Source organism: Streptomyces sp. NPDC037301 (assembly GCF_055602785.1).
The window spans coordinates 35,905-55,418 of record NZ_JBVJWD010000002.1 but is presented as its reverse complement, the minus strand read 5'-3'; the positions used below and the strand labels follow the sequence as shown (position 1 = coordinate 55,418).

Below are 19,514 nucleotides of genomic sequence, written 5' to 3'. Positions count from 1 at the left end.
CTCCAGCTTGCTGCTGGTCGTCGGGTGAGCCTGAACAGCTTCCTGCGGCGGCGGGAGGTGGTGTCGTCAGCGTTCGATTCGGGCATGGTGGTGCTCCGTCAGTCGTGAGGGGTGGTGTCGTCGCATCCGTCGCATCCGTCGCGTGGCTGGTCAGCACAGGTACGGAGAGAGCCGCAGGTACGGAGTGATCCGTAACGCCGAGGAGATCCGTCCCCGCGCTGACCTGCGCGGGGACGGATGCGACGGATTGATGCGGACCTGGTGTCAGCGCGTGGGCCTGGGGCCTGCGGGCCCTCCCGGCGTGCCGGTGGGCAGCGTCCCGGACGGAGGGGCGAGCGGCCTGCCCTGGGTCGGACGTGCCGGGACCCCGGCGGTGGGTACCGATGGGGCGGGGGCAGGGCAGTATCGGGCCCAGGCGTCCACGAACTGGTTACGGGCGTACGCCTTGGCCTGCCTGCCTTTCTCGAAACGGTAGTTGGCCGGGCTGATACCGAAGTCGCGCAGCAAGTTCGCCAGGTGGTAGGCGTTGAGCCCCTTCGCCGTACTCCGCCCACGGGGCCTCGGCGTCCTGGATGAGCACGGCGAGCAGGTCCTGACTGCGCAAAGCCTCCCTGCCGCCCTCCTGATCGAAGACGCGGCGGATGTCACGCAGCAGCCGCGTCTTCAGCGTCGTCTGCTCGTCCTGGACCACCTCGTTGCGCGTCATCGCCAGACAGGCCGCACGTGCCCGCGCGGGCCAGTGCCCGCCGGCGAGATCGGCGACGATGACGAGCGGCTCCCATGTGTCGGCGGCGCGGTCCTCGACGGGCATCTTCGGCACCGCGCCCGCGACGATGCCGCGCTGCGGGACCAGCCAGTCGGCCAGCCGATCGCGAAGCGCGTGCAGTTCCGGCACGGAGTACCGAGATCGGAACGGGGTGATTCGCTCACCCGGCTTACGCTTCTGCATGCGGATGACGATCGCCCGGTCCATGATCGTGTCCGGCAGGTCACCGATGCCGGCCAGCGCCGCCATCGCGAAGGTAGGGAACGCGGTCGGCTTGTGCTCCGGCCCGGAGATCCGCCAGGCGGGCCGGTTGCGCTGGTGCCCGGCGTTCAGCAGGCCGCGCAGGTCCTCCTTGTCGCCCGCCTTGGGGCCGAAGATTGTGTCGGCCTCGTCCACCAGCAGCGTCGGCGGGTTCTTGCCGATGACGCGGAAAACGACCGCCGGGGAGGTGTTCACCGTCATCATCGGCTGGTGAACGGTCTCGTAGAGAACGTCCAGAAGACGGGACTTGCCGCACCCCTTGGTCGGCCCGACCACCGCCAGTCGCGGCGCGTGCTGGAGGCCGGGCTGGATATGGGAGGCCGCGACCCAGAGCGTGACGGCGGTCAGGGCCTCGTCGCTCGGCAGAACGACGTACCGCCCGATCGCCGTGCGGAGGTCGTCCAGCAGCGCGGTGCCTTCTCCTGCCGCCCCGCCGCCGTCCTGGGTTTCTGGTCCGCTTGGAGCAGGATCGACTGCGCTGTCCGACGCGGTCGCCGGGGCGCTGACCGGAGCAGGTCGCGAACCGGGTGTGCTCCGATTCTGAGCATCGGAGGTCGCGCCTCCCGTGTCGGGGCGTGGTCCCGTCCGCTGCTCGCGGTTCCGAGGCAGACCCTGGCCCGGGACCGCGATCGGTGGCCAGACAACACCGGATGCGTTCGAGGCTGCGGGGGACGTAGGGTCCTTCATAGACGTTCCTCTCGGGTGGAGGGCGAGACGGGCAAAGCCTCGCCTCTCACCGGTTCGTTCGTTCAGGGATGGGCGACGTGCAGGGGAATCTCCGGCCCTCGGCGTAGGCGCGCCGAGGGCCGTAGCTGTGTCCGGACGGGTCGGCGGCTCATGTGGCCAGGCCCCAGTCCTCTCCGCCGTCGATCAGCGCGCGCTCGTAGCGCAGCAGTTCGGCCTCGGGGTAGAGCACCCGCTTGCCGATCTTGATGCCGCGCGGTCCCTTCTCCAGATGGCGCCAGTAGCGGACGGTGCTCTCGGCGGTGCGGTAGCGCTCGGCGACCTCGGAGGTGGTCAGGTATCGCATGCGTTCCCATTCGGCTAGCTTTCGATTCGATCTGCATAATCAGTACCCCATGATCGGCGGTTAGCCAAACCGGGAAGCTCATGTTTCAATTTGGATAACGATGGTCGTGATGGAGGTTCGATGGCAGGCGAGAAGGCCGAGGGCAGCGAGGTGCCGCTGCTCTACAGCGAAGGCAACGTGGCGGGCCGCGTGGCCCTGGAGCGTGAGGTCAGAGGGTGGAGCACGACCGAGCTGGCCGAACGGGTGACCAGAGCCGGCGTGAAGATGAACCAGACAGCTGTGTGGCGCATCGAGAACGGCTCGCCCCGCCGGCGGATCAACCTCGATGAGGCGCTCGCCTTCTCCCGCGTCTTCGAACTCCCCCTCGAAGAGCTGATGTCACCGCCCTTGGAAGGGCTCGACATCGACAGCCGACGGCTCGTCCAGGAAGCCGTCGAAGCGTTCTACGAAACCCGCGACGCCCGCGACCGCCTGCATCGCGCCGTGGTCGCCGTCGCCGACCACATCAAGACCCACCCCGACAGCTCACGCGCGATCAACGAGCAGTGCCTCCGCCTCATGGGCGACGAGCGGGACGCTCGCACCCTCACCAGCGATATCGAGGACGGCGGCCACTACTGACAACCAGCACGAAGGAGAAGCCACTTGGCGAACATCCAGAAGCGACCCAACGGCAAATGGCGCGCCCGCTACCGCGATCTCGACGGCAAGGAACACGCCCGCCACTTCGACCGGAAGCTCGACGCCCAGCGCTGGCTCGACGAAGTCACGACCAGCGTGGTCACCGGTCAGTACGTCGACCCGCGCTCGGCGAAGAAGCCCTTCAAGGAGTACGCGGAGGAGTGGCGAGCCAGCCAGCCGCACCGGCCGTCGACGGCCAAGGCCGTAGCCCAGCACCTGCGTTGCTACGCCTACCCCGTATGGGAGAAGCGGGCACTCGGCGCGATCAAGCCCGGTGACGTGCAGAGCTGGATCACCAGCCTGACGACCACCCACAAGCTCGCCGCGAGCACCTCCCGCACCGTCTTCAACACGGTCAACGCCGTCTTCCGGGCAGCGGTCCGCGACCGCATGATTCCGCACAACCCCTGCACCGACGCGAAGCTGCCCTCAGTTCCGAGGAAAAAGGTCGTGCCCTTGGCCGTCGAGCAAGTGCGGACGCTGGCCGAGGAGATACCCGGCCGCTACAGGGGCCTGGTCCTGCTGGGCGCTTGCACAGGGCTCCGCCCCGGCGAGCTCTTCGGCCTCCAGCTCCAACACGTGGACCTGCTGCACGCCACCGTCTCGGTCGAGCAGCAGGTCCAGCAGACCGCCAAGCACGGCGTGTACGTCTGCCCGCCCAAGACCGCTCGATCACACCGCACGGTCCCACTCCCCCGCATAGCGGTGGAGGCGATGAAGGCCCACCTGCGGGACTTCCCCGCCGATGGGCCCGAGAGCTGGATCTTCAAGGCGCCGCAAGGCGGGCCGGTGGTCTACACGCACTTCATGGACGGGTCCTGGCGGCCCGCCTGCGCGAAGGCCGGCATACCGAAGGGCACCGGACCCCACGCCCTCCGGCACCACTACGCCAGCCTGCTGATCAAGCACGGCGAGTCCGTGAAGACGGTCTCCGAGCGCCTCGGCCACACCAACGCGGCCATGACGCTGAACATCTACACCCACCTGTGGCCCGACTCCGAAGAGCGGACCCGGGCCGCCGTCGACAAGGCGTACGCGGACCGGTCCGCCGATGCCCAGCCACAGGTCGACGAAGCGGCGTAACCGCTCCCCCGCGTGCCGGACCCGTCCAGCACGCTGCGGACTCCGCGCGGACCGCAAAGGCCGCCCGACCCACTCCGCCGCAGGTCAGACGGCCTTTCACCGAACGTATTAGACGTTGAAGCGAACTCCACCACAACCCACGTGACCTGCGGAAATGCGACGCCATCCCAGCACCATCCCAGCACGGGATTCGCGACAAAGTACGAGAGGGCTCAGGTTCGCCAACGTTACACAACAGCGCCAGCGAGGGGCCGAGGTTCGAGGGACTTCTCCGCAACGCCTGTTCAGCCTGATCGCGCTCCCCAACTCCCTTGCCGCGCCTGCCATCCGCCACTCACAGCGGCCAGGCGGTCAGCAAATCGCCGGGGCCGTAGGTGGCGTCGAGCCCCGGACAGTCGACTCCACTACGCGAAACCGCCACGACTGGAACAGGTTCGTCGGTGAGGGCAGCCCGGTGCCGATGCAGAGCGGCCAAGTCATGCCGGTCGAAGGGCGACTGCTCCAGCCACTTGATGGAGCCGACGAAGAACAGCTCCTTGGCGATGGGGGCGCGGTCGGCCCCGACGATATCGATCTCGATGTCGTTGGTGCGGGTCCAGTAGCCGCCCACTGCGGGGGCCGCGGGCAGCCGGTCGTCGGGCAGTATCCGCGCCAGGGCCTCACGGACAAGAGGCTCGACGGCCCGACCACGCCAGCTGGTCCAGTTCTCCCGGATGCGCGCCAAGGTCAGATCGCCCCGCCCCCGCTCGATCTCCTCCATCGACGGGCCGAGCAGGTGCAGCCAGAACCGCAGGTACGGATCTGTCACCCGGTAGCGGCGGTCCTTCGACGGGCGCAGCGATACAGGCAGCTCGCCGGCGACGATCCGTTTGTCCGTAAGCAGCTCCAGAGCTCGCTGCAGCGGCGTGGCCCCGATCCCGCCGGCTGCACGGGCGATATTGGTGAAGGTCCGCTCGCCACTCCCGATGGCCGCCAGCACCTTGCGCGCCTGTACCTGCGGGGGGAATTCGGCGGCCAGCGAACGCTCGGCCGACACCAGCAGGGCCGAGACCGGATCGCTCAGCGCCTCGCCGAGGAAGTCCCACAGCCCTGCGCCGCGCGGCCACTCTGCGCAGATCAGCGGCAGCCCGCCGGTGACCAGTGCGGCGTCGAAGGCTTCCGCCGGATCCAGCCCAAGCATCTGCCCCACCTCGGCGGGGTTGAGCGGTCCCAGCACCATCTCCCGGCCGCGCTGATGGAAGGGGCGTCCGTAGCTGTTCAGTGCCTCCATCATCGACAGATCGGAGCCGATGAGGACCAGCAGCACCGGCTTGATCTCCAGCACCCGGTCCCAGGCCCGTTGCAGCATCCCTTCAAAGGCGCCGTCGGTATCCATCAGGTACGGCACTTCGTCGATGATCAGAACGCTCGCCCGGTCGGCAGGCAGCGCCGCGGCCAGCACATCGAACGCGGCATCCCAGTTCTCCGGCCGCGCGGCGGCCACCAGCCCCGCCAACGGCAGCGTCGACACTTGGGCGTCCCTGGCCAGCCGTGCCAGATCATCCCTGGGGGATGCACCAGTCGCAGCGAAGAACAAGAAAGGGGCTCCGGAGCGCTCCGCAAACCGCTCGACCAGCCGCGACTTGCCCACCCGGCGCCGCCCACGCAACATCACGCACCGACCGGGCCGCTCCCCGCCGATCCCTGCCGCCACCTTCTGCAGCTCTCGCTCCAACGTCGCCAGCTCCTGGCGACGTCCTACAAAATCCACCACGTCTGGTCGACCTCCACCCATGACACTAACAACAATGTTAGCAACATAGAGGTTAGTGATTGCCTTCGTGACCCTCGGCAGACGTGTCAACGAGCCTTAAGACGTGGTGGCAGTCTGCGCACCAGTGTGCACTCAGGGTTGTCGTTTCGAGCAGACCGCGCGTGTGCGCATCGCGTACGGGCAGGTGACACCGGAGGCGCTGTACCGACAGAACCGGTACCCGCGCACGGAATGATCGAGGTCGTAACCTGGACCAGGAACGTTCACTGCTTCTCAAGCCGTCCCCGCCCATCGAAATGACGGGCCCCTGCTCCCGGAGCTCTGTCCCGGAATCAGCCACCCATGTGTACACATGGCACACTCGGTACCCTTGGGGCATGACTCAGCCGCTGCCCATAGAGTCCATCCGCGACGTACGCGCTCACTTGGCCGAAGTCGTCGAACGGGCCGACCGCGACGACATGCCCACTGTCATCACCCGCCGCGGCAAGCAGGTCGCCGCCGTGGTCTCGATCGAGGTGCTGCGCAAGTACCAGGAGTGGGAAGAGCGCGAGATCAACCGCATCATCGACGAACGCATGGCGAGCCCGGCCGCCGGCGTCCCGATCGAGGACGTGATGAGGGAGACGCTGGCACGCAGTGAGTGACTACCGCACGGTGTTCCGACCCGAGGCCCAGGCCGAGCTTCGCAAGATCCCTCGCGACATGGCGCTTCGTATCCTGGCCAAACTGACAGAGCTGGAGAGCGACCCTTTCGGCTTCAACACCACGGCACTTGTATCCCAGCCTGAGCGCCGCCGCCTACGAGTCGGCGACTATCGCGTCTTCTACACCATCGACAACGGGGAACTAGTGGTGTGGGTCGTACACGTCGGACACCGCTCCACGGTCTACGACACGTAGCCGCTTCAGGTTCTGCGGACTACTGCGGACAGCACAACGGCCTGACCTGCCTTCTCGCAGGTCAGGCCGCTATTCACGTCCAATCAGACGTTGAAGCGGAACTCCACCACGTCCCCGTCCTGCATCACGTAGTCCTTGCCCTCCATGCGGGCCTTGCCCTTGGCGCGGGCCTCGGCGACCGAACCCATTTCGACCAGGTCCTCGAAGGAGACGATCTCCGCCTTGATGAAGCCCTTCTGGAAGTCGGTGTGGATCACACCGGCCGCCTCGGGGGCCGTGGCGCCCTTCTTGATCGTCCAGGCTCGGGCTTCCTTCGGGCCTGCCGTGAGGTAGGTCTGCAGGCCCAGGGTGTCGAAGCCGACGCGGCCGAGGGTGGCGAGACCGGGCTCTTCCTGCCCCATGGACTGGAGGAGTTCGAGGGCCTCGTCGTCGTCGAGCTCGATCAGCTCGGACTCGATCTTGGCGTTGAGGAAGATCGCCTCGGCGGGAGCGACCAGGGCGCGCTGCTCGTTCTTGAAGTCCTCGTCGACCAGCTCGTCCTCGTCGACGTTGAAGACGTAGAGGAAAGGCTTGGTGGTGAGGAGGTGCAGCTCATGGAGGAGCTTGCCCTTCTCCGTGCCCGCGGAGATGCCCGCGGCGAAGAGGGTCTGGCCGGACTCGAGGATCTTCTGGGCCTCCTCGACCGCGGCGAGGACCGCGACCTTCTCCTTCTGGAGGCGGGACTCCTTCGTGAGGCGCGGGACGGCCTTCTCGACGGACTGGAGGTCGGCGAGGATCAGCTCGGTGTTGATCGTCTCGATGTCGTCCTTGGGCGAGACCTTGCCGTCGACGTGGACGACATTCTCGTCCTTGAAGGCGCGGATGACCTGGCAGATCGCGTCGGACTCGCGGATGTTCGCGAGGAACTTGTTGCCCAGGCCCTCACCCTCCGAAGCACCTCGGACGATGCCGGCGATGTCGACGAAGTCGACCGTCGCGGGGAGCAGCCTCTGGGAGCCGAAGATCTCCGCCAGCTTGTTCAGGCGCGAGTCGGGAACACCGACGACGCCCACGTTCGGCTCGATCGTGGCGAACGGGTAGTTGGCCGCCAGCACGTCGTTCTTGGTCAGGGCGTTGAACAGGGTCGACTTGCCGACATTCGGCAGGCCGACGATTCCGATCGTGAGCGACACGTTGGCGACTTCCTGAGGAGTGAGGAGGGGGAGGAGGAGTTGGTGGGACGGGCGGAAATGCGTCGGGCCCGGGTGGGCCGATTCTCCAGTTTACGGGCGGGGGCGACCGGGTAACCACGGGTCCGGTCGGGCGTCGATTCGGTTCCCGTTCGGCCGTGTGGCATCGAACTCACCCCTAAGGTCGCCCAAAGCGCGTGTCCCGCACCCGCTTCCTCCCGCCCGTCGACCTACGTTGTCCCGGTGGAGCAGCACAGGACACGTCCCCCGCAGCGCAGGCAGTCTCGGCAGGCCTCGCTGTCCCCGCAGGGCACCATCGACGAAGCCGCCGCCGTCTATCGGGTGATGGACGCGAAGCCGGAGGGCCGGTCCCGACCGGTGCCGCCCGCCGTTCTCGCGCTGCGCAGGCTGCCGAATCCCCGGCTGACCGGCATCGGCGCGGGGCTCTTCGCCGCCGCCTCCATGTTCCTGCTGGCGTGCCTCGACCGGCTGGTCCTCGACGGTTCATCGACCGTGTTCGGGGTGCTGTTCCTGCCGGTCAGCGCGCTGACCGCGCTGTGGGTACGGCCCGCGGACCTGGTGACCGCGCCGATCATCGTGCCGATCGCATTCGCCGTCGGCGTGATCCCGATCTCCGGCGGCACGGGCGGCTTCGGCGGCCAGACCATGGCGGTCGTCACCGCGCTCGCCGTACATGCCGGGTGGCTGTACGGCGGGACACTCATCGCCGGGCTCATCGCGACCGTACGGAAGGTGCGGCTGATGCGGCAGCGGCAACGTCAGCGTCGGATGCTGCTCGCCTCGCAGACGACGCGGCCCGCCCAACCGCCCCGTCGCTCCCAGCGCTGACCGGGGCCGATAAAACGGCGGGCCCGTCGCCCCAGCGGTGGCCGGGGGCCGCAGGGCGGGGCGGGGCAGCCGGGTGAGCCCTACGCCGTGTTCGCCGCCGCCATCGCCGCTCCCACGATGCCCGCGTTGTTCTGCAGCTCCGCCGGCACCATCTCGGCCCGTACATGTTCGATCAGCGGCAGGAACTTGTCGGCCTTGCGGCTGACTCCGCCGCCGATGATGAAGAGCTCGGGCGAGAACAGCATCTCCACATGGGTCAGGTACCTCTGCACCCGGTGCGCCCAGTGGTGCCAGCTCAGCTGCTCGTCCTCCTTGGCCTTGGTGGAGGCGTGCTTCTCCGCGTCGTGGCCGTTCAGCTCCAGGTGGCCCAGCTCGGTGTTGGGGACGAGCCTGCCGTCGATGAAGAGTGCGCTGCCGATTCCCGTACCGAGCGTCAGTACGATCACCGTCCCCTTGCGTCCGCGCCCCGCGCCGAACGCCATCTCCGCGATGCCGGCCGCGTCGGCGTCGTTCAGGACGGTGACGGGAAGGCCGAGTCTGTCGCCGAGCAGTCCGCGGGCGTCCGTGTCGATCCAGCTCTCGTCGACATTGGCCGCGGTGCGTGTGCAGCCGCCCGTGACGACGCCCGGGAACGTGATGCCCACCGGGCCCGACCAGTCGAAGTGACCGACCACCTCGGCCACGCAATCGGCCACGTCCTTGGGCGTGGCCGGGTGCGGTGTCAGTACTTTGTGGCGCTCCTGCGCCAGGTCTCCGCGGTCCAGGTCCACGGGAGCGCCCTTGATCCCGGATCCGCCGATGTCCACGCCGAAGATCTGCATGCAATCCACGGTACGGGCAGGTGGCCCGGCTCACTTCCCGGAACGGGAAGCCGTCGACGCGAAGCCGTCACTTCTCCACGAGCGCCGCGGCCTCGGCGCGCAGGTCGCGGCGGAGTTCCTTGGGCAGCGAGAACGTGATGGACTCCTCGGCCGCCTTCACGATCTCCACGTCCTCGAAACCGCGCTCCGAGAGCCACGCCAGGACACCGTCGACCAGGACCTCGGGAACGGACGCGCCCGAGGTGACGCCGACCGTGGAGACACCCTCCAGCCAGGCCTCGTCGATTTCGTCGGCGAAGTCGACCAGATGCGCGTCGTTCGCACCGGCGCCGAGGGCGACCTCGACCAGGCGGACCGAGTTCGAGGAGTTCTTGGAGCCGACGACGATCACGAGGTCGGCGTCCGCGCCCATCTGCTTCACGGCGATCTGGCGGTTCTGCGTGGCGTAGCAGATGTCGTCGCTGGGCGGCGAGACAAGGAGCGGGAACTTCTCCTTCAGCGCGCCGACCGTCTCCATCGTCTCGTCGACGGAGAGCGTGGTCTGGGAGAGCCAGACGACCTTCGACGGGTCGCGCACCTCGACACCCGCGACGTCCTCGGGGCCGTCGACCAGCGTGATGTGCTCGGGGGCCTCGCCGGAGGTGCCGATGACCTCCTCGTGGCCCTCGTGGCCGATCAGGAGGATGTCGAAGTCGTCCTGCGCGAAGCGGACGGCTTCCTTGTGGACCTTGGTGACCAGGGGGCAGGTCGCGTCGATCGTGGCGAGCTTCCGCTCGGCCGCCTCCTCGTGCACGGTCGGCGCGACGCCGTGCGCGGAGAACATCACGATCGAGCCCTCGGGGACCTCCGCCGTCTCCTCGACGAAGATCGCGCCCTTCTTCTCCAGGGTCTGTACGACGTACTTGTTGTGGACGATCTCGTGGCGCACGTACACCGGGGAGCCGTACTGCTCCAGGGCTTTCTCCACGGCGATCACGGCACGGTCCACGCCCGCGCAGTAGCCACGGGGAGCGGCGAGCAGGACGCGGCGGGGTGTCGTAGCAGTCATGCGTCCCATCGTAAGGCCGAGCCGAACGCGCGGAAGATCGGCGGGGTCGCGAGACTGATGCGTACGCGATCGACGGAGGGCTCATGTCGGGGACGGGCAGCGGCAGCGGCGGCGGGGTCGCGGAGGCGGAGGGGGCGCACCAGGAGAAAGGCAGGCTGCGGCGGACACTCGGCTTCCGGGATCTGGTGGTCTACGGGCTCCTCTTCATCGCTCCGATGGCACCTGTCGGCGTATTCGGCACACTCGATGCGAAATCGGACGGTGCGGTCGCGCTGGTCTATGTCGCGGCGACGGTCGTGATGGCGTTCACGGCCTTCAGCTACGCCCAGATGGTGCGGGTCGCCCCGCTGGCGGGCTCGGTCTTCGCGTACGCCCGCAAGGGGCTCGGGGAAGGACCGGGATTCATCGCCGGGTGGATGGCGATGCTCGACTATCTGCTGATCCCCGCGGTCGCCTACCTCTTCTCCGGGATCGCGCTGAACTCGCTCGTGCCGTCGGTGTCGCGGTGGGTGTGGACGGCGCTCGCGGTCGTCGTCACCACGCTGCTGAATCTCTGGGGTGTACGGGCTGCCGCCCGGGTCGGCTTCGCGGTGCTCGCGATGGAGATCGCGGTACTGCTGGTGTTCCTGGTGTCAGCGGTGGTGGCTCTTGTACGGGGCGGTGCGCAGCGCGGCTGGCTGACCCCGCTCACCGGCGATTCCGGCTTCTCCGCTTCGGCGGTGCTGGGGGCGGTGTCGGTGGCCGTGCTGTCGTATCTGGGCTTCGACGCGATCGCCTCGTTCGCGGAGGAGGTGACGGGGGGCTCGTCGAAGGTGGCGCGGGCGGTGCTGTTCTGTCTGGTGCTCGCGGGTGTGCTGTTCGTGGCGCAGGGCTATCTGGCAGCGCTGCTGGAGCCGATGACGTCGGCGGAGCTGGCCGCCGATCCGGCCGCGCAGGCGTCGGCGTTCTACGACACGGTGGACTTTGCGGTCGGGACCTGGTTGCACGATCTGGTGGCGGTCAGCAAGGCGATCGGGGCAGCCTTCGCGGCACTGGCCGGGCAGGCGGCCGCGGGGCGGCTGCTGTTCGCGATGGCCAGGGAGCGGCGGCTGCCCTTGCTGCTGTCCAAGGTCGACCCGCGGTCCGGGGTACCGCGGGTCGCGATCCTGCTCGCCGCGACGGTGACGATGGTGGCGGCGGTGTGGGCGGCCCGGCGCGCCGACGGTCTCGACCATCTGGTGTCGGTCGTCGACATCGGTGCGCTGACGGCGTTCGTGCTGCTGCACGCGTCGGTGGTCGGCTGGTTCGCCGTACGCCGGATGGAGGGGCCGCCCAGCTGGTGGCGGCATGTGCTGGTGCCGGTGGTGGGTGCGGGGGTGCTGATCGCGGTGATCGTGGAGGCGACCGCGAGCGCTCAGGTGGTGGGGGTGTGCTGGCTGGCGGTGGGGCTGGTGGTCCTGGCGCTGCAGTGGGGGCGGCGCACAGCCTGAGGCGGGGGCGAGTCGGAGTGGCTGTTGTCGGGGGCGGCTGATTGTCGGTGGGGGCGGATACGCTCGCTCGCATGGCTCTCCAAACGTCCGCGGAAGCTCCGCTGCCCGTCGGTGATGTGTCGCGGCTCATCGGGGGATGGATCGACCGGCTCGGCGCCGTCTGGGTCGAGGGTCAGATCACCCAGCTGTCACGGCGGCCGGGCGCCGGCGTGGTGTTTCTGACGCTGCGCGACCCGTCGCAGGACATCTCGGTGAGCGTGACGTGCTTCCGCCAGGTCTTCGACCGGATCGCGGATGTCGTGACGGAGGGAGCGCGGGTCGTCGTGCTCGCCAAGCCCGAGTGGTACGCGCCGCGCGGCCAGCTGTCCCTGCGGGCCACGGAGATACGGCCGGTCGGCATCGGTGAGCTGCTGGTCCGGCTTGAGCAGCTCAAGAAGTCGCTGGCCTCGGAGGGGCTCTTCGCACTCGACCGGAAGAAGCCGCTGCCGTTCCTGCCGCAGCTGATCGGGCTGGTCTGCGGCCGGGCCTCGGCGGCCGAGCGCGACGTTCTGGAGAACGCGCGGCGGCGGTGGCCCGCGGTGCGGTTCGAGGTGCGTAACACGGCGGTGCAGGGGGTGCACGCGGTGAATCAGGTCGTCCAGGCCGTGAAGGAGCTGGACGACCTCCCGGACGTCGACGTGATCGTGGTGGCGCGGGGTGGCGGCAGCGTGGAGGATCTGCTGCCGTTCTCGGACGAGCAGCTGATCCGTACGGTCGCCGCGTGCCGTACGCCGGTGGTGTCGGCGATCGGTCATGAGCCGGACTCCCCGCTGCTCGACCTGGTCGCGGATCTGCGCGCCTCCACTCCGACGGATGCGGCGAAGAAGGTCGTGCCCGATGTGGGCGAGGAGCTGGACCGGGTGCAGCAGCTGCGGGACCGTACGCTGCGGACGGTACGGGGGCTGCTGGACCGGGAGGAGCGGGGGCTGGCCCATGCGCTGGGTCGGCCCGCGATGGAGCATCCCCAGCGGATGGTGGACGAGCGGGCGTCGGAGATCGATGCACTGATCGGGCGGGGCCGGCGGGTGCTGGGGCATCTGCTGGACCGGGCGGACTCGGAGCTCGCCCATACCCGGGCGCGGGTGGTCGCGTTGTCGCCCGCGGCGACGCTGGAGCGCGGGTATGCGGTGCTGCAGCGGACGGACGGCCATGTGGTGCGGGCTCCCACGGACGCGGGGGCGCCGGGCGATCTGCTTCGGGCGCGGGTTTCGGGGGGCGAGTTCGTGGTTCGGGTGAGTGAGTGAGCGGGGGTTCGGTGCGGGGGCGGACGGGCGCCGAGGCGGCTCGAAAGCGATGACGGGCGAGGTAGGAGGCTCCTGATGGGCCGGAACGTAGGGTGGGGCGCATGACGGACGACGGGACTACGACGGCTGATGCCGCGGGCACGCTCGGATACGAGCAGGCCCGTGACGAGCTGATCGAGGTGGTGCGCCGCCTGGAGGCGGGCGGTACGACGCTGGAGGAGTCCCTCGCGCTGTGGGAGCGGGGCGAGGAGCTGGCGAAGGTGTGCCGACGCTGGCTGGAAGGCGCGCGCGCACGGCTGGACGCGGCCCTGGCGGGGCCGGCCGACCCCCAGGAGAGCGGCGGCGGCACGACAGCCGACAATGGCTGAGGCCTCCCCGACTTCCGACTCCCCCGGCCGGCCCGGCTTCCGGCTCCCCCGCTCGCCCGGCTTCCCGGTTGTCCCGGCTTTTCGGATGAGGCCGGCCACGGCGAGGTGGGCGCGAGGCAGGCGGGCGCCCGCGATCGGATCCCCTGTCGGCGAATGGCATAAGAGGCCCTCACTGTGGAACGGATCACTCCGTTCCAGCTTTAGTTGAAAGTTAACCTACCTCTCCCGTACCGTGGCCTGCGTTGCTTGATCCACATGTACGCCCGGAAGGTAAAACGCCAGATGTCCCTCGTTCTTGACCCCGCCGCCCAGGACCTCCTCTTCCGCGAGGCCCGCACCGCCAACACCTTCACCGACGAGCCGGTGACCGAGGAGCAGGTCCAGGCGATCTACGACCTGGTCAAGTACGGCCCCACCGCGTTCAACCAGTCGCCGCTGCGCGTCGTCCTGGTCCGCTCCGACGACGCCCGTGCGCGCCTCGTCAAGCACATGGCCGAGGGCAACCAGCCGAAGACCTCGACCGCCCCGCTGGTCGCCATCCTGGTCGCCGACAACGAGTTCCACGAGGAGCTCCCGGCCCTGATGCCGCACTTCCCGCAGGCCAAGGACGCGTTCTTCTCCGAGCGCCCGGTCCGCGAGTCGTCCGCCGCGCTCAATGGTGCGCTGCAGGCCGCGTACTTCGTCATCGGCGTCCGCGCCGCCGGCCTCGCCGCGGGCCCGATGACCGGTTACGACGCCGCGGGCATCGAGAAGGAGTTCCTGGACGGCGACCACAAGGTGCTGATGGTCGTCAACATCGGCAAGCCGGGCGAGGACGCCTGGTTCCCGCGTCTGCCGCGCCTCGCCTACGACGAGGTCGTCACGACCGTCTGACCGTCGCCACGCGTACGGAGGAGGCCCTGGAGCATCAAGCGCTCCAGGGCCTCCTCCGTACGCCTTGTACGAGGCAGATGCCCCGTACAGGACATCAGGACGACTTGAGTGCGGCGGCCATCTCCGCCAGCCGCTCCGGCGAGGCGGAACCCGTGACCACCGTGGTCGCACCCTTGTCCTGGCGCACGAGGGCGTCGTACTTCTCGCCCTTCCAGTGCTGCCAGGTCTCGCCCGCGACCTGCCGCGTACGCCCGGTGTTCTTGGCGTCCTGGCTGACCTCGGTCACATACTTCTCCGCCGGGGACGTGGACTGCTCCACCGCGACGTACTTGCCCTCCGGGTCCAGGAAGCCCAGGTGCCAGCTGTTGCCCGCCCGGCGGTCGTAACTGACCGATGTCGGCTTCCACTCCTTGGCCAGTCCGTCCGGGGCGGCCACCGGGTACGGTGCCGCGCGCCGCGCCGTCAGGAGCTCCACCCGGTAGTCGACCGCCTTGACCGGGTTGGCGTTCTCGTCGTGCGGAATGAAGATGTAAACGAGCCCCGCCACAGCGGAGATCACCGCCATCGACAGGAACATGTCCCGCACTGTCTGCTTGCCTCGCTTGCTAGCCACGGGTCCATGTTCGCATTGGGCCTGACGGGCCCGACCCGGGGGCAGCCCGCTCATACGTGACCCGGTCTGCTCATTCTGTCGACCTGGCGATAGAGTCAGAGCACCCTCTTCCGGTCGTCGCCGTACAGAAAGGTGCGCTCCGATGTCCGAGCATCATCTGCCGTCTCAGCTAGAGGTCTCTCCGGAGGCCCCCGACCGTAACCTCGCCCTGGAGTTGGTCCGGGTCACCGAGGCCGCCGCCATGGCAGCAGGGCGCTGGGTCGGCCGCGGCGACAAGATCGGCGCCGACGGCGCCGCCGTGAAGGCCATGCGGACCCTCGTCTCCACCGTCTCGATGAACGGCGTCGTCGTCATCGGCGAGGGTGAGAAGGACGAGGCCCCCATGCTGTTCAACGGCGAGCGCGTCGGTGACGGCACCGGTCCCGAGGTCGACATCGCCGTTGACCCGATCGACGGTACGACCCTGAACGCCAAGGGCATGCCGAACGCGATCGCCGTACTGGCCGCCGCCGACCGCGGCGCCATGTTCGACCCGTCCGCGGTCTTCTACATGGACAAGCTGGTCACCGGCCCCGAGGCCGCCGACTTCGTCGACATCGATGCGCCCGTCTCGGTGAACATCCGCCGGGTCGCGAAGGCGAAGAACTCCGCCCCCGAGGACGTCACCGTCGTCATCCTCGACCGCCCCCGCCACGACGGCATCGTCAAGGAGATCCGGGAGACCGGCGCCCGGATCAAGTTCATCTCCGACGGCGATGTCGCGGGCTCGATCATGGCCGCCCGCGAGGGGACCGGCGTCGACCTGCTCATGGGCATCGGCGGCACCCCCGAGGGCATCATCTCGGCCTGCGCCATAAAGTGCCTCGGCGGTGTCATCCAGGGCAAGCTCTGGCCGAAGGACGAGGCCGAGCGGCAGCGCGCGCTGGACGCCGGGCACGACCTGGACCGGGTCCTGTCCACCGACGATCTGGTCAGCGGCGACAACGTGTTCTTCGTCGCGACCGGCATCACGGACGGTGAGCTGATGCGCGGTGTGCGGTACCGCGCGGAGACGGCGACCACCGAGTCGATCGTCATGCGGTCCAAGTCCGGAACCATCCGGAAGATCGACTCGACCCACCGGCTGTCGAAGCTGCGTGCCTACAGCGCGATCGACTTCGACCGCGCGAAGTAGGTCCCGTCCCCGAGGTTCGGGGAGCAGAACACGAAGAGGCGCCCCCCGTGTGCGGTGGGGGCGCCTCTTCGCGGTACGGACGCGGGGCACCGGTTCAGGCCCCCGGCAGCCCGTCGGCCGGTCACCCCGCCGCGGCTATGCGGCCCGTCGCGGCGGAGGACGCGGATGATGCCTTGAGTTCCATCTCGCGCCGTCTGCGACGGGCGAGCACCACGCGGCGTTCGGCGGCGGTGAGGCCGCCCCACACCCCGTACGGCTCCGGCTGCATGAGTGCGTGTTCCTGGCATTCGACCATCACCGGGCAGCGCGCGCAGACCCGCTTCGCGGACTCCTCGCGCGCGAGTCTGGCAGCAGTCGGCTCCTTCGACGGGGCGAAGAACAGCCCGGCTTCATCCCGGCGGCACACCGCCTCCGAGTGCCAGGGGCCGGCCTGGTCCTCCCGCGCGGGGGTGCGCTGGGGAGGGAGGGCGGCGACCTGCAGGGGCTGATGCGGCAGTTGCAGCACGGTCTACTCCTGACGGCGGCTTCGCGAGCGAGAGACGATGCAGCACTCCCTACCCGCTGTGCGCGCGCCTATGCACTGAGTGGCACTTGGTTCCGGGCTGCGGAATTGCGGCCGGTCAGGAATATGGCTTGTTCTTGAAGGAGTTCAGAGCAGTTCGGAAGAGTTCGCAGCAGGACGGACCACGCCGTTCCCAGCCGGGTCCTAGCCGGGTCCTAGCCGAGGTATTTGCGCAGCCGGTCCTGGAGATCCGCAATGAACTTCCCGCGCTTGGGCTTCGCCTCGACGCTGCCGAACACCGAATAGCCGTTGACGACCACCACTGGCGCTTCGGGGTCCGCGGATTCCAGTGTGGCGACTTCGAAATTACCGAAGACGCCCGTGCCGCTGCCACGCAGCGAGATGTTCTCGGGGACCTTGATCTCGACACTTCCGAAGATGGCGGTCGCATTGATCACCGTGAGCCTCTGACCGAAAAGCGCCTCGGTCAGATCGATCTCCACGCTGCCGAAGAGCGCGAAGGCGTTCGTACGGCCGCCGACCCGCCAACGGCCTTTGCGGGTCGAACTGCTGAAGATCGCCACCAGGTTCTCGGCCGGGCCCGTGGGGCTCTCGTGGCCGAACGAGCCGGGCTCGGCGGCCGAGCGGGAGGCGCCCCCGGGGGCAGGCAGATCCCGTACCAGCGGCTCCAGCTCGCCGATGGTCTTGGCGCGGTAGACCGCATCGACCCGCTCGGCGTGCTCCTCGGCGGTGAGCCGGCCCTCGGCCATCGCCTCGCGCAGGATGTCCGCGATCCGGTCACGGTCCGCGTCGGAGGCGCGGATACCGGCCGGCTCCGCCGGAGCTACGGGCTGCTGGGGGTGCTTTTCGAGGTCCACCGGCCCAGCGTACCCAAACGCGATAGATCGCGACTAGCCCCCGCCGCGCCTCCGCCGTGTCGCCCCCGCACCGCTCCCGCGCGGATGCCGGACTGAGCCTTACCTCACAGCTTCGGTGTCCGCGCGGCGTTCTACCCTGGTGGGTGCGCTGCCCAAGGGAGGCCAGCCGCTGTCTGCCGAGTGAGGAATGGCCGTAATGCCAGAGTTTGCGTACTCCGATCTGCTCCCTCTGGGAGAGGACACCACGCCGTATCGTCTGGTGACCTCCGAGGGTGTATCCACCTTCGAGGCCGACGGCCGTACGTTCCTCAAGGTCGCCCCGGAGGCGCTGCGCACCCTGGCCGCCGAGGCCATGCACGACATCTCGCACTACCTGCGCCCCGCCCACCTGGCGCAGCTGCGGCGGATCGTGGACGACCCCGAGGCGTCGTCCAACGACAAGTTCGTCGCACTCGACCTGCTGAAGAACGCGAACATCGCCGCCGCGGGCGTCCTGCCGATGTGCCAGGACACCGGTACCGCGATCGTCATGGGCAAGCGCGGGCAGAACGTACTCACCGAGGGCGGTGACGAAGCGGCCCTGTCGCACGGCATCTTCGACGCGTACACCAAGCTCAACCTCCGCTATTCGCAGATGGCTCCGCTCACCATGTGGGAGGAGAAGAACACCGGCTCGAATCTGCCCGCGCAGATCGAGCTGTACGCCACCGACGGCGGCGCCTACAAATTCCTCTTCATGGCGAAGGGCGGCGGCTCGGCCAACAAGTCGTTCCTCTTCCAGGAGACGAAGGCCGTGCTGAACGAGGCCTCCATGATGAAGTTCCTGGAGGAGAAGATCCGTTCGCTGGGTACGGCCGCCTGCCCGCCGTACCACCTGGCGATCGTCGTCGGCGGTACGTCGGCCGAGTTCGCGCTGAAGACCGCGAAGTACGCCTCCGCGCACTACCTGGACGAGCTGCCCGCAAAGGGCTCCCCCACCGGTCACGGCTTCCGGGACAAGGAGCTGGAGGAGAAGGTCTTCGAGCTGACGCAGAAGATCGGCATCGGCGCCCAGTTCGGCGGCAAGTACTTCTGCCACGACGTGCGTGTCGTCCGCCTCCCCCGCCACGGTGCCTCGCTGCCTGTCGCGATCGCCGTGTCGTGCTCGGCGGACCGTCAGGCCACCGCGAAGATCACCGCCGAGGGTGTGTTCCTGGAGCAGTTGGAGAAGGACCCGGCCCGCTTCCTGCCGGACACCACGGACGAGCACCTGGACGAGGCGGGTGACGTCGTCAGGATCGACCTGAACCGGCCGATGGACGACATCCTCGCCGAGCTGACCAAGTACCCGGTCAAGACCCGGCTCTCGCTGACCGGTCCGCTGGTCGTGGCCCGCGACATCGCGCACGCCAAGATCAAGGAGCGGCTGGACGCGGGCGAGGAGATGCCGCAGTACCTGAAGGACCACCCGGTCTACTACGCGGGCCCGGCGAAGACGCCCGAGGGATACGCCTCCGGCTCCTTCGGCCCGACGACGGCCGGCCGTATGGACAGCTATGTCGCGCAGTTCCAGGCGGCGGGCGGCTCCAAGGTGATGCTGGCCAAGGGCAACCGGTCCAAGCAGGTCACTGACGCGTGCGACGCGCATGGTGGTTTCTACCTCGGCTCGATCGGCGGACCGGCGGCGCGCCTCGCTCAGGACTGCATCAAGAAGGTCGAGGTCGTCGAGTACGAGGAGCTCGGCATGGAAGCGGTCTGGAAGATCGAGGTCGAGGACTTCCCCGCGTTCGTCGTCGTCGACGACAAGGGCAACGACTTCTTCACCGAGCCCGCCCCGGCACCGACGTTCACCAGCATTCCGGTGCGGGGTCCGGGCCTCGCCTGATGAGCTGAGGCGTGCCGAGGCACGACGGGTACGGTCCCGGGGGGGGGGGGGGGGGGGGGGGGGGGGGGGGGGGGGGGGGGGGGGGGGGGGGGGGGGGGGAGGGGGAGGGGGGGGGGGGGGGGGTGG

The 19,514-nt window shown here is 68.8% G+C and carries 19 protein-coding genes and 1 pseudogene; 11 read left to right on the top strand and 9 right to left on the bottom strand.

Translation table 11 applies throughout. From position 1 onward, the window contains the following. Positions 1-264: 264 nt before the first annotated feature. Together ACZ7IB_RS03530 and ACZ7IB_RS03525 are read right to left on the bottom strand one after the other, a co-directional pair. A pseudogene (locus tag ACZ7IB_RS03530) lies at positions 265-1,714 on the bottom strand (DUF3631 domain-containing protein). Positions 1,715-1,862: 148 nt separating this feature from the next. After that, positions 1,863-2,057, bottom strand: a complete 195-nt coding sequence (locus ACZ7IB_RS03525; protein ID WP_405684866.1) for a helix-turn-helix transcriptional regulator — start codon at positions 2,055-2,057, stop codon at positions 1,863-1,865. A gap of 120 nt (positions 2,058-2,177) precedes the next feature. On the opposite strand from ACZ7IB_RS03525, the gene ACZ7IB_RS03520 reads away from it, so the two are divergent. After that, on the top strand, positions 2,178-2,678 hold the full coding sequence (locus tag ACZ7IB_RS03520) for a helix-turn-helix transcriptional regulator (RefSeq protein ID WP_405684868.1): 501 nt from the start codon (positions 2,178-2,180) through the stop codon (positions 2,676-2,678). A gap of 24 nt (positions 2,679-2,702) precedes the next feature. Then, positions 2,703-3,821, top strand: coding sequence for a tyrosine-type recombinase/integrase (locus ACZ7IB_RS03515; RefSeq protein ID WP_266800513.1), 1,119 nt, complete (start codon positions 2,703-2,705; stop codon positions 3,819-3,821). A 334-nt stretch (positions 3,822-4,155) separates the two neighbouring features. Here ACZ7IB_RS03515 and ACZ7IB_RS03510 read toward each other — a convergent pair whose 3' ends face one another. Beyond that, a complete protein-coding gene (locus ACZ7IB_RS03510) occupies positions 4,156-5,574 on the bottom strand; it encodes an ATP-binding protein (protein ID WP_470909494.1) in 1,419 nt (472 codons plus the stop codon). 377 nt (positions 5,575-5,951) lie between these two features. On the opposite strand from ACZ7IB_RS03510, the gene ACZ7IB_RS03505 reads away from it, so the two are divergent. Together ACZ7IB_RS03505 and ACZ7IB_RS03500 are read left to right on the top strand one after the other, a co-directional pair. Beyond that, positions 5,952-6,221, top strand: coding sequence for a type II toxin-antitoxin system Phd/YefM family antitoxin (locus ACZ7IB_RS03505; protein WP_072483971.1), 270 nt, complete (start codon positions 5,952-5,954; stop codon positions 6,219-6,221). Beyond that, on the top strand, positions 6,214-6,477 hold the full coding sequence (locus ACZ7IB_RS03500; RefSeq protein WP_072483972.1) for a type II toxin-antitoxin system RelE family toxin: 264 nt from the start codon (positions 6,214-6,216) through the stop codon (positions 6,475-6,477). Before ACZ7IB_RS03505 ends, ACZ7IB_RS03500 begins: the two co-directional genes overlap by 8 nt. A gap of 83 nt (positions 6,478-6,560) precedes the next feature. Here ACZ7IB_RS03500 and ychF read toward each other — a convergent pair whose 3' ends face one another. Then, positions 6,561-7,649: a redox-regulated ATPase YchF gene (gene ychF / locus ACZ7IB_RS03495; RefSeq protein ID WP_383975171.1), complete on the bottom strand. Its 1,089-nt coding sequence runs from the start codon at positions 7,647-7,649 to the stop codon at positions 6,561-6,563. A 240-nt stretch (positions 7,650-7,889) separates the two neighbouring features. Here ychF and ACZ7IB_RS03490 point away from each other — a divergent pair, with 240 nt between their 5' ends. Beyond that, positions 7,890-8,495, top strand: a complete 606-nt coding sequence (locus ACZ7IB_RS03490) for a DUF6542 domain-containing protein (RefSeq protein ID WP_470908835.1) — start codon at positions 7,890-7,892, stop codon at positions 8,493-8,495. Between the two features lie 80 nt (positions 8,496-8,575). Here the strand turns inward: ACZ7IB_RS03490 and ppgK are convergent, their stop codons facing one another. Further along, positions 8,576-9,316 (bottom strand): polyphosphate--glucose phosphotransferase, encoded by a 741-nt coding sequence (gene ppgK, locus ACZ7IB_RS03485; protein ID WP_470908834.1) that lies wholly within the window; start codon positions 9,314-9,316, stop codon positions 8,576-8,578. A 67-nt stretch (positions 9,317-9,383) separates the two neighbouring features. Then, positions 9,384-10,373 carry a 4-hydroxy-3-methylbut-2-enyl diphosphate reductase gene (locus ACZ7IB_RS03480; protein ID WP_470908832.1) on the bottom strand — a complete coding sequence of 330 codons (990 nt, stop codon included), beginning with the start codon at positions 10,371-10,373 and terminating at the stop codon, positions 9,384-9,386. 74 nt (positions 10,374-10,447) lie between these two features. On the opposite strand from ACZ7IB_RS03480, the gene ACZ7IB_RS03475 reads away from it, so the two are divergent. From ACZ7IB_RS03475 to ACZ7IB_RS03460, 4 genes are all read left to right on the top strand, one after another. After that, entirely contained in the window at positions 10,448-11,833 is a 1,386-nt protein-coding gene (locus ACZ7IB_RS03475) for an APC family permease (protein WP_470908830.1), read from the top strand. 71 nt (positions 11,834-11,904) lie between these two features. Continuing rightward, positions 11,905-13,116, top strand: coding sequence for an exodeoxyribonuclease VII large subunit (gene xseA, locus ACZ7IB_RS03470; protein WP_470908828.1), 1,212 nt, complete (start codon positions 11,905-11,907; stop codon positions 13,114-13,116). 101 nt (positions 13,117-13,217) lie between these two features. Beyond that, positions 13,218-13,484, top strand: a complete 267-nt coding sequence (locus tag ACZ7IB_RS03465; protein ID WP_470908827.1) for an exodeoxyribonuclease VII small subunit — start codon at positions 13,218-13,220, stop codon at positions 13,482-13,484. 282 nt (positions 13,485-13,766) lie between these two features. Next, positions 13,767-14,357, top strand: a complete 591-nt coding sequence (locus ACZ7IB_RS03460; RefSeq protein WP_470908825.1) for a malonic semialdehyde reductase — start codon at positions 13,767-13,769, stop codon at positions 14,355-14,357. A 94-nt stretch (positions 14,358-14,451) separates the two neighbouring features. Here ACZ7IB_RS03460 and ACZ7IB_RS03455 read toward each other — a convergent pair whose 3' ends face one another. After that, the gene (locus ACZ7IB_RS03455) at positions 14,452-14,970 is read right to left on the bottom strand and encodes a DUF4245 domain-containing protein (protein ID WP_470908823.1); all 519 of its coding nucleotides are present in this window, start codon (positions 14,968-14,970) and stop codon (positions 14,452-14,454) included. Between the two features lie 142 nt (positions 14,971-15,112). Here ACZ7IB_RS03455 and glpX point away from each other — a divergent pair, with 142 nt between their 5' ends. Then, the gene (gene glpX / locus ACZ7IB_RS03450; RefSeq protein WP_398632432.1) at positions 15,113-16,144 is read left to right on the top strand and encodes a class II fructose-bisphosphatase; all 1,032 of its coding nucleotides are present in this window, start codon (positions 15,113-15,115) and stop codon (positions 16,142-16,144) included. Between the two features lie 121 nt (positions 16,145-16,265). On the opposite strand, the gene ACZ7IB_RS03445 is transcribed toward glpX, so the two are convergent. Both ACZ7IB_RS03445 and ACZ7IB_RS03440 read right to left on the bottom strand, forming a co-directional pair. Next, on the bottom strand, positions 16,266-16,649 hold the full coding sequence (locus tag ACZ7IB_RS03445; protein WP_470908820.1) for a WhiB family transcriptional regulator: 384 nt from the start codon (positions 16,647-16,649) through the stop codon (positions 16,266-16,268). A gap of 212 nt (positions 16,650-16,861) precedes the next feature. Beyond that, entirely contained in the window at positions 16,862-17,524 is a 663-nt protein-coding gene (locus ACZ7IB_RS03440) for a DUF1707 SHOCT-like domain-containing protein (RefSeq protein WP_470908818.1), read from the bottom strand. 196 nt (positions 17,525-17,720) lie between these two features. Here ACZ7IB_RS03440 and ACZ7IB_RS03435 point away from each other — a divergent pair, with 196 nt between their 5' ends. Beyond that, positions 17,721-19,388: a fumarate hydratase gene (locus tag ACZ7IB_RS03435; protein WP_470908816.1), complete on the top strand. Its 1,668-nt coding sequence runs from the start codon at positions 17,721-17,723 to the stop codon at positions 19,386-19,388. Positions 19,389-19,514 lie beyond the last annotated feature (126 nt).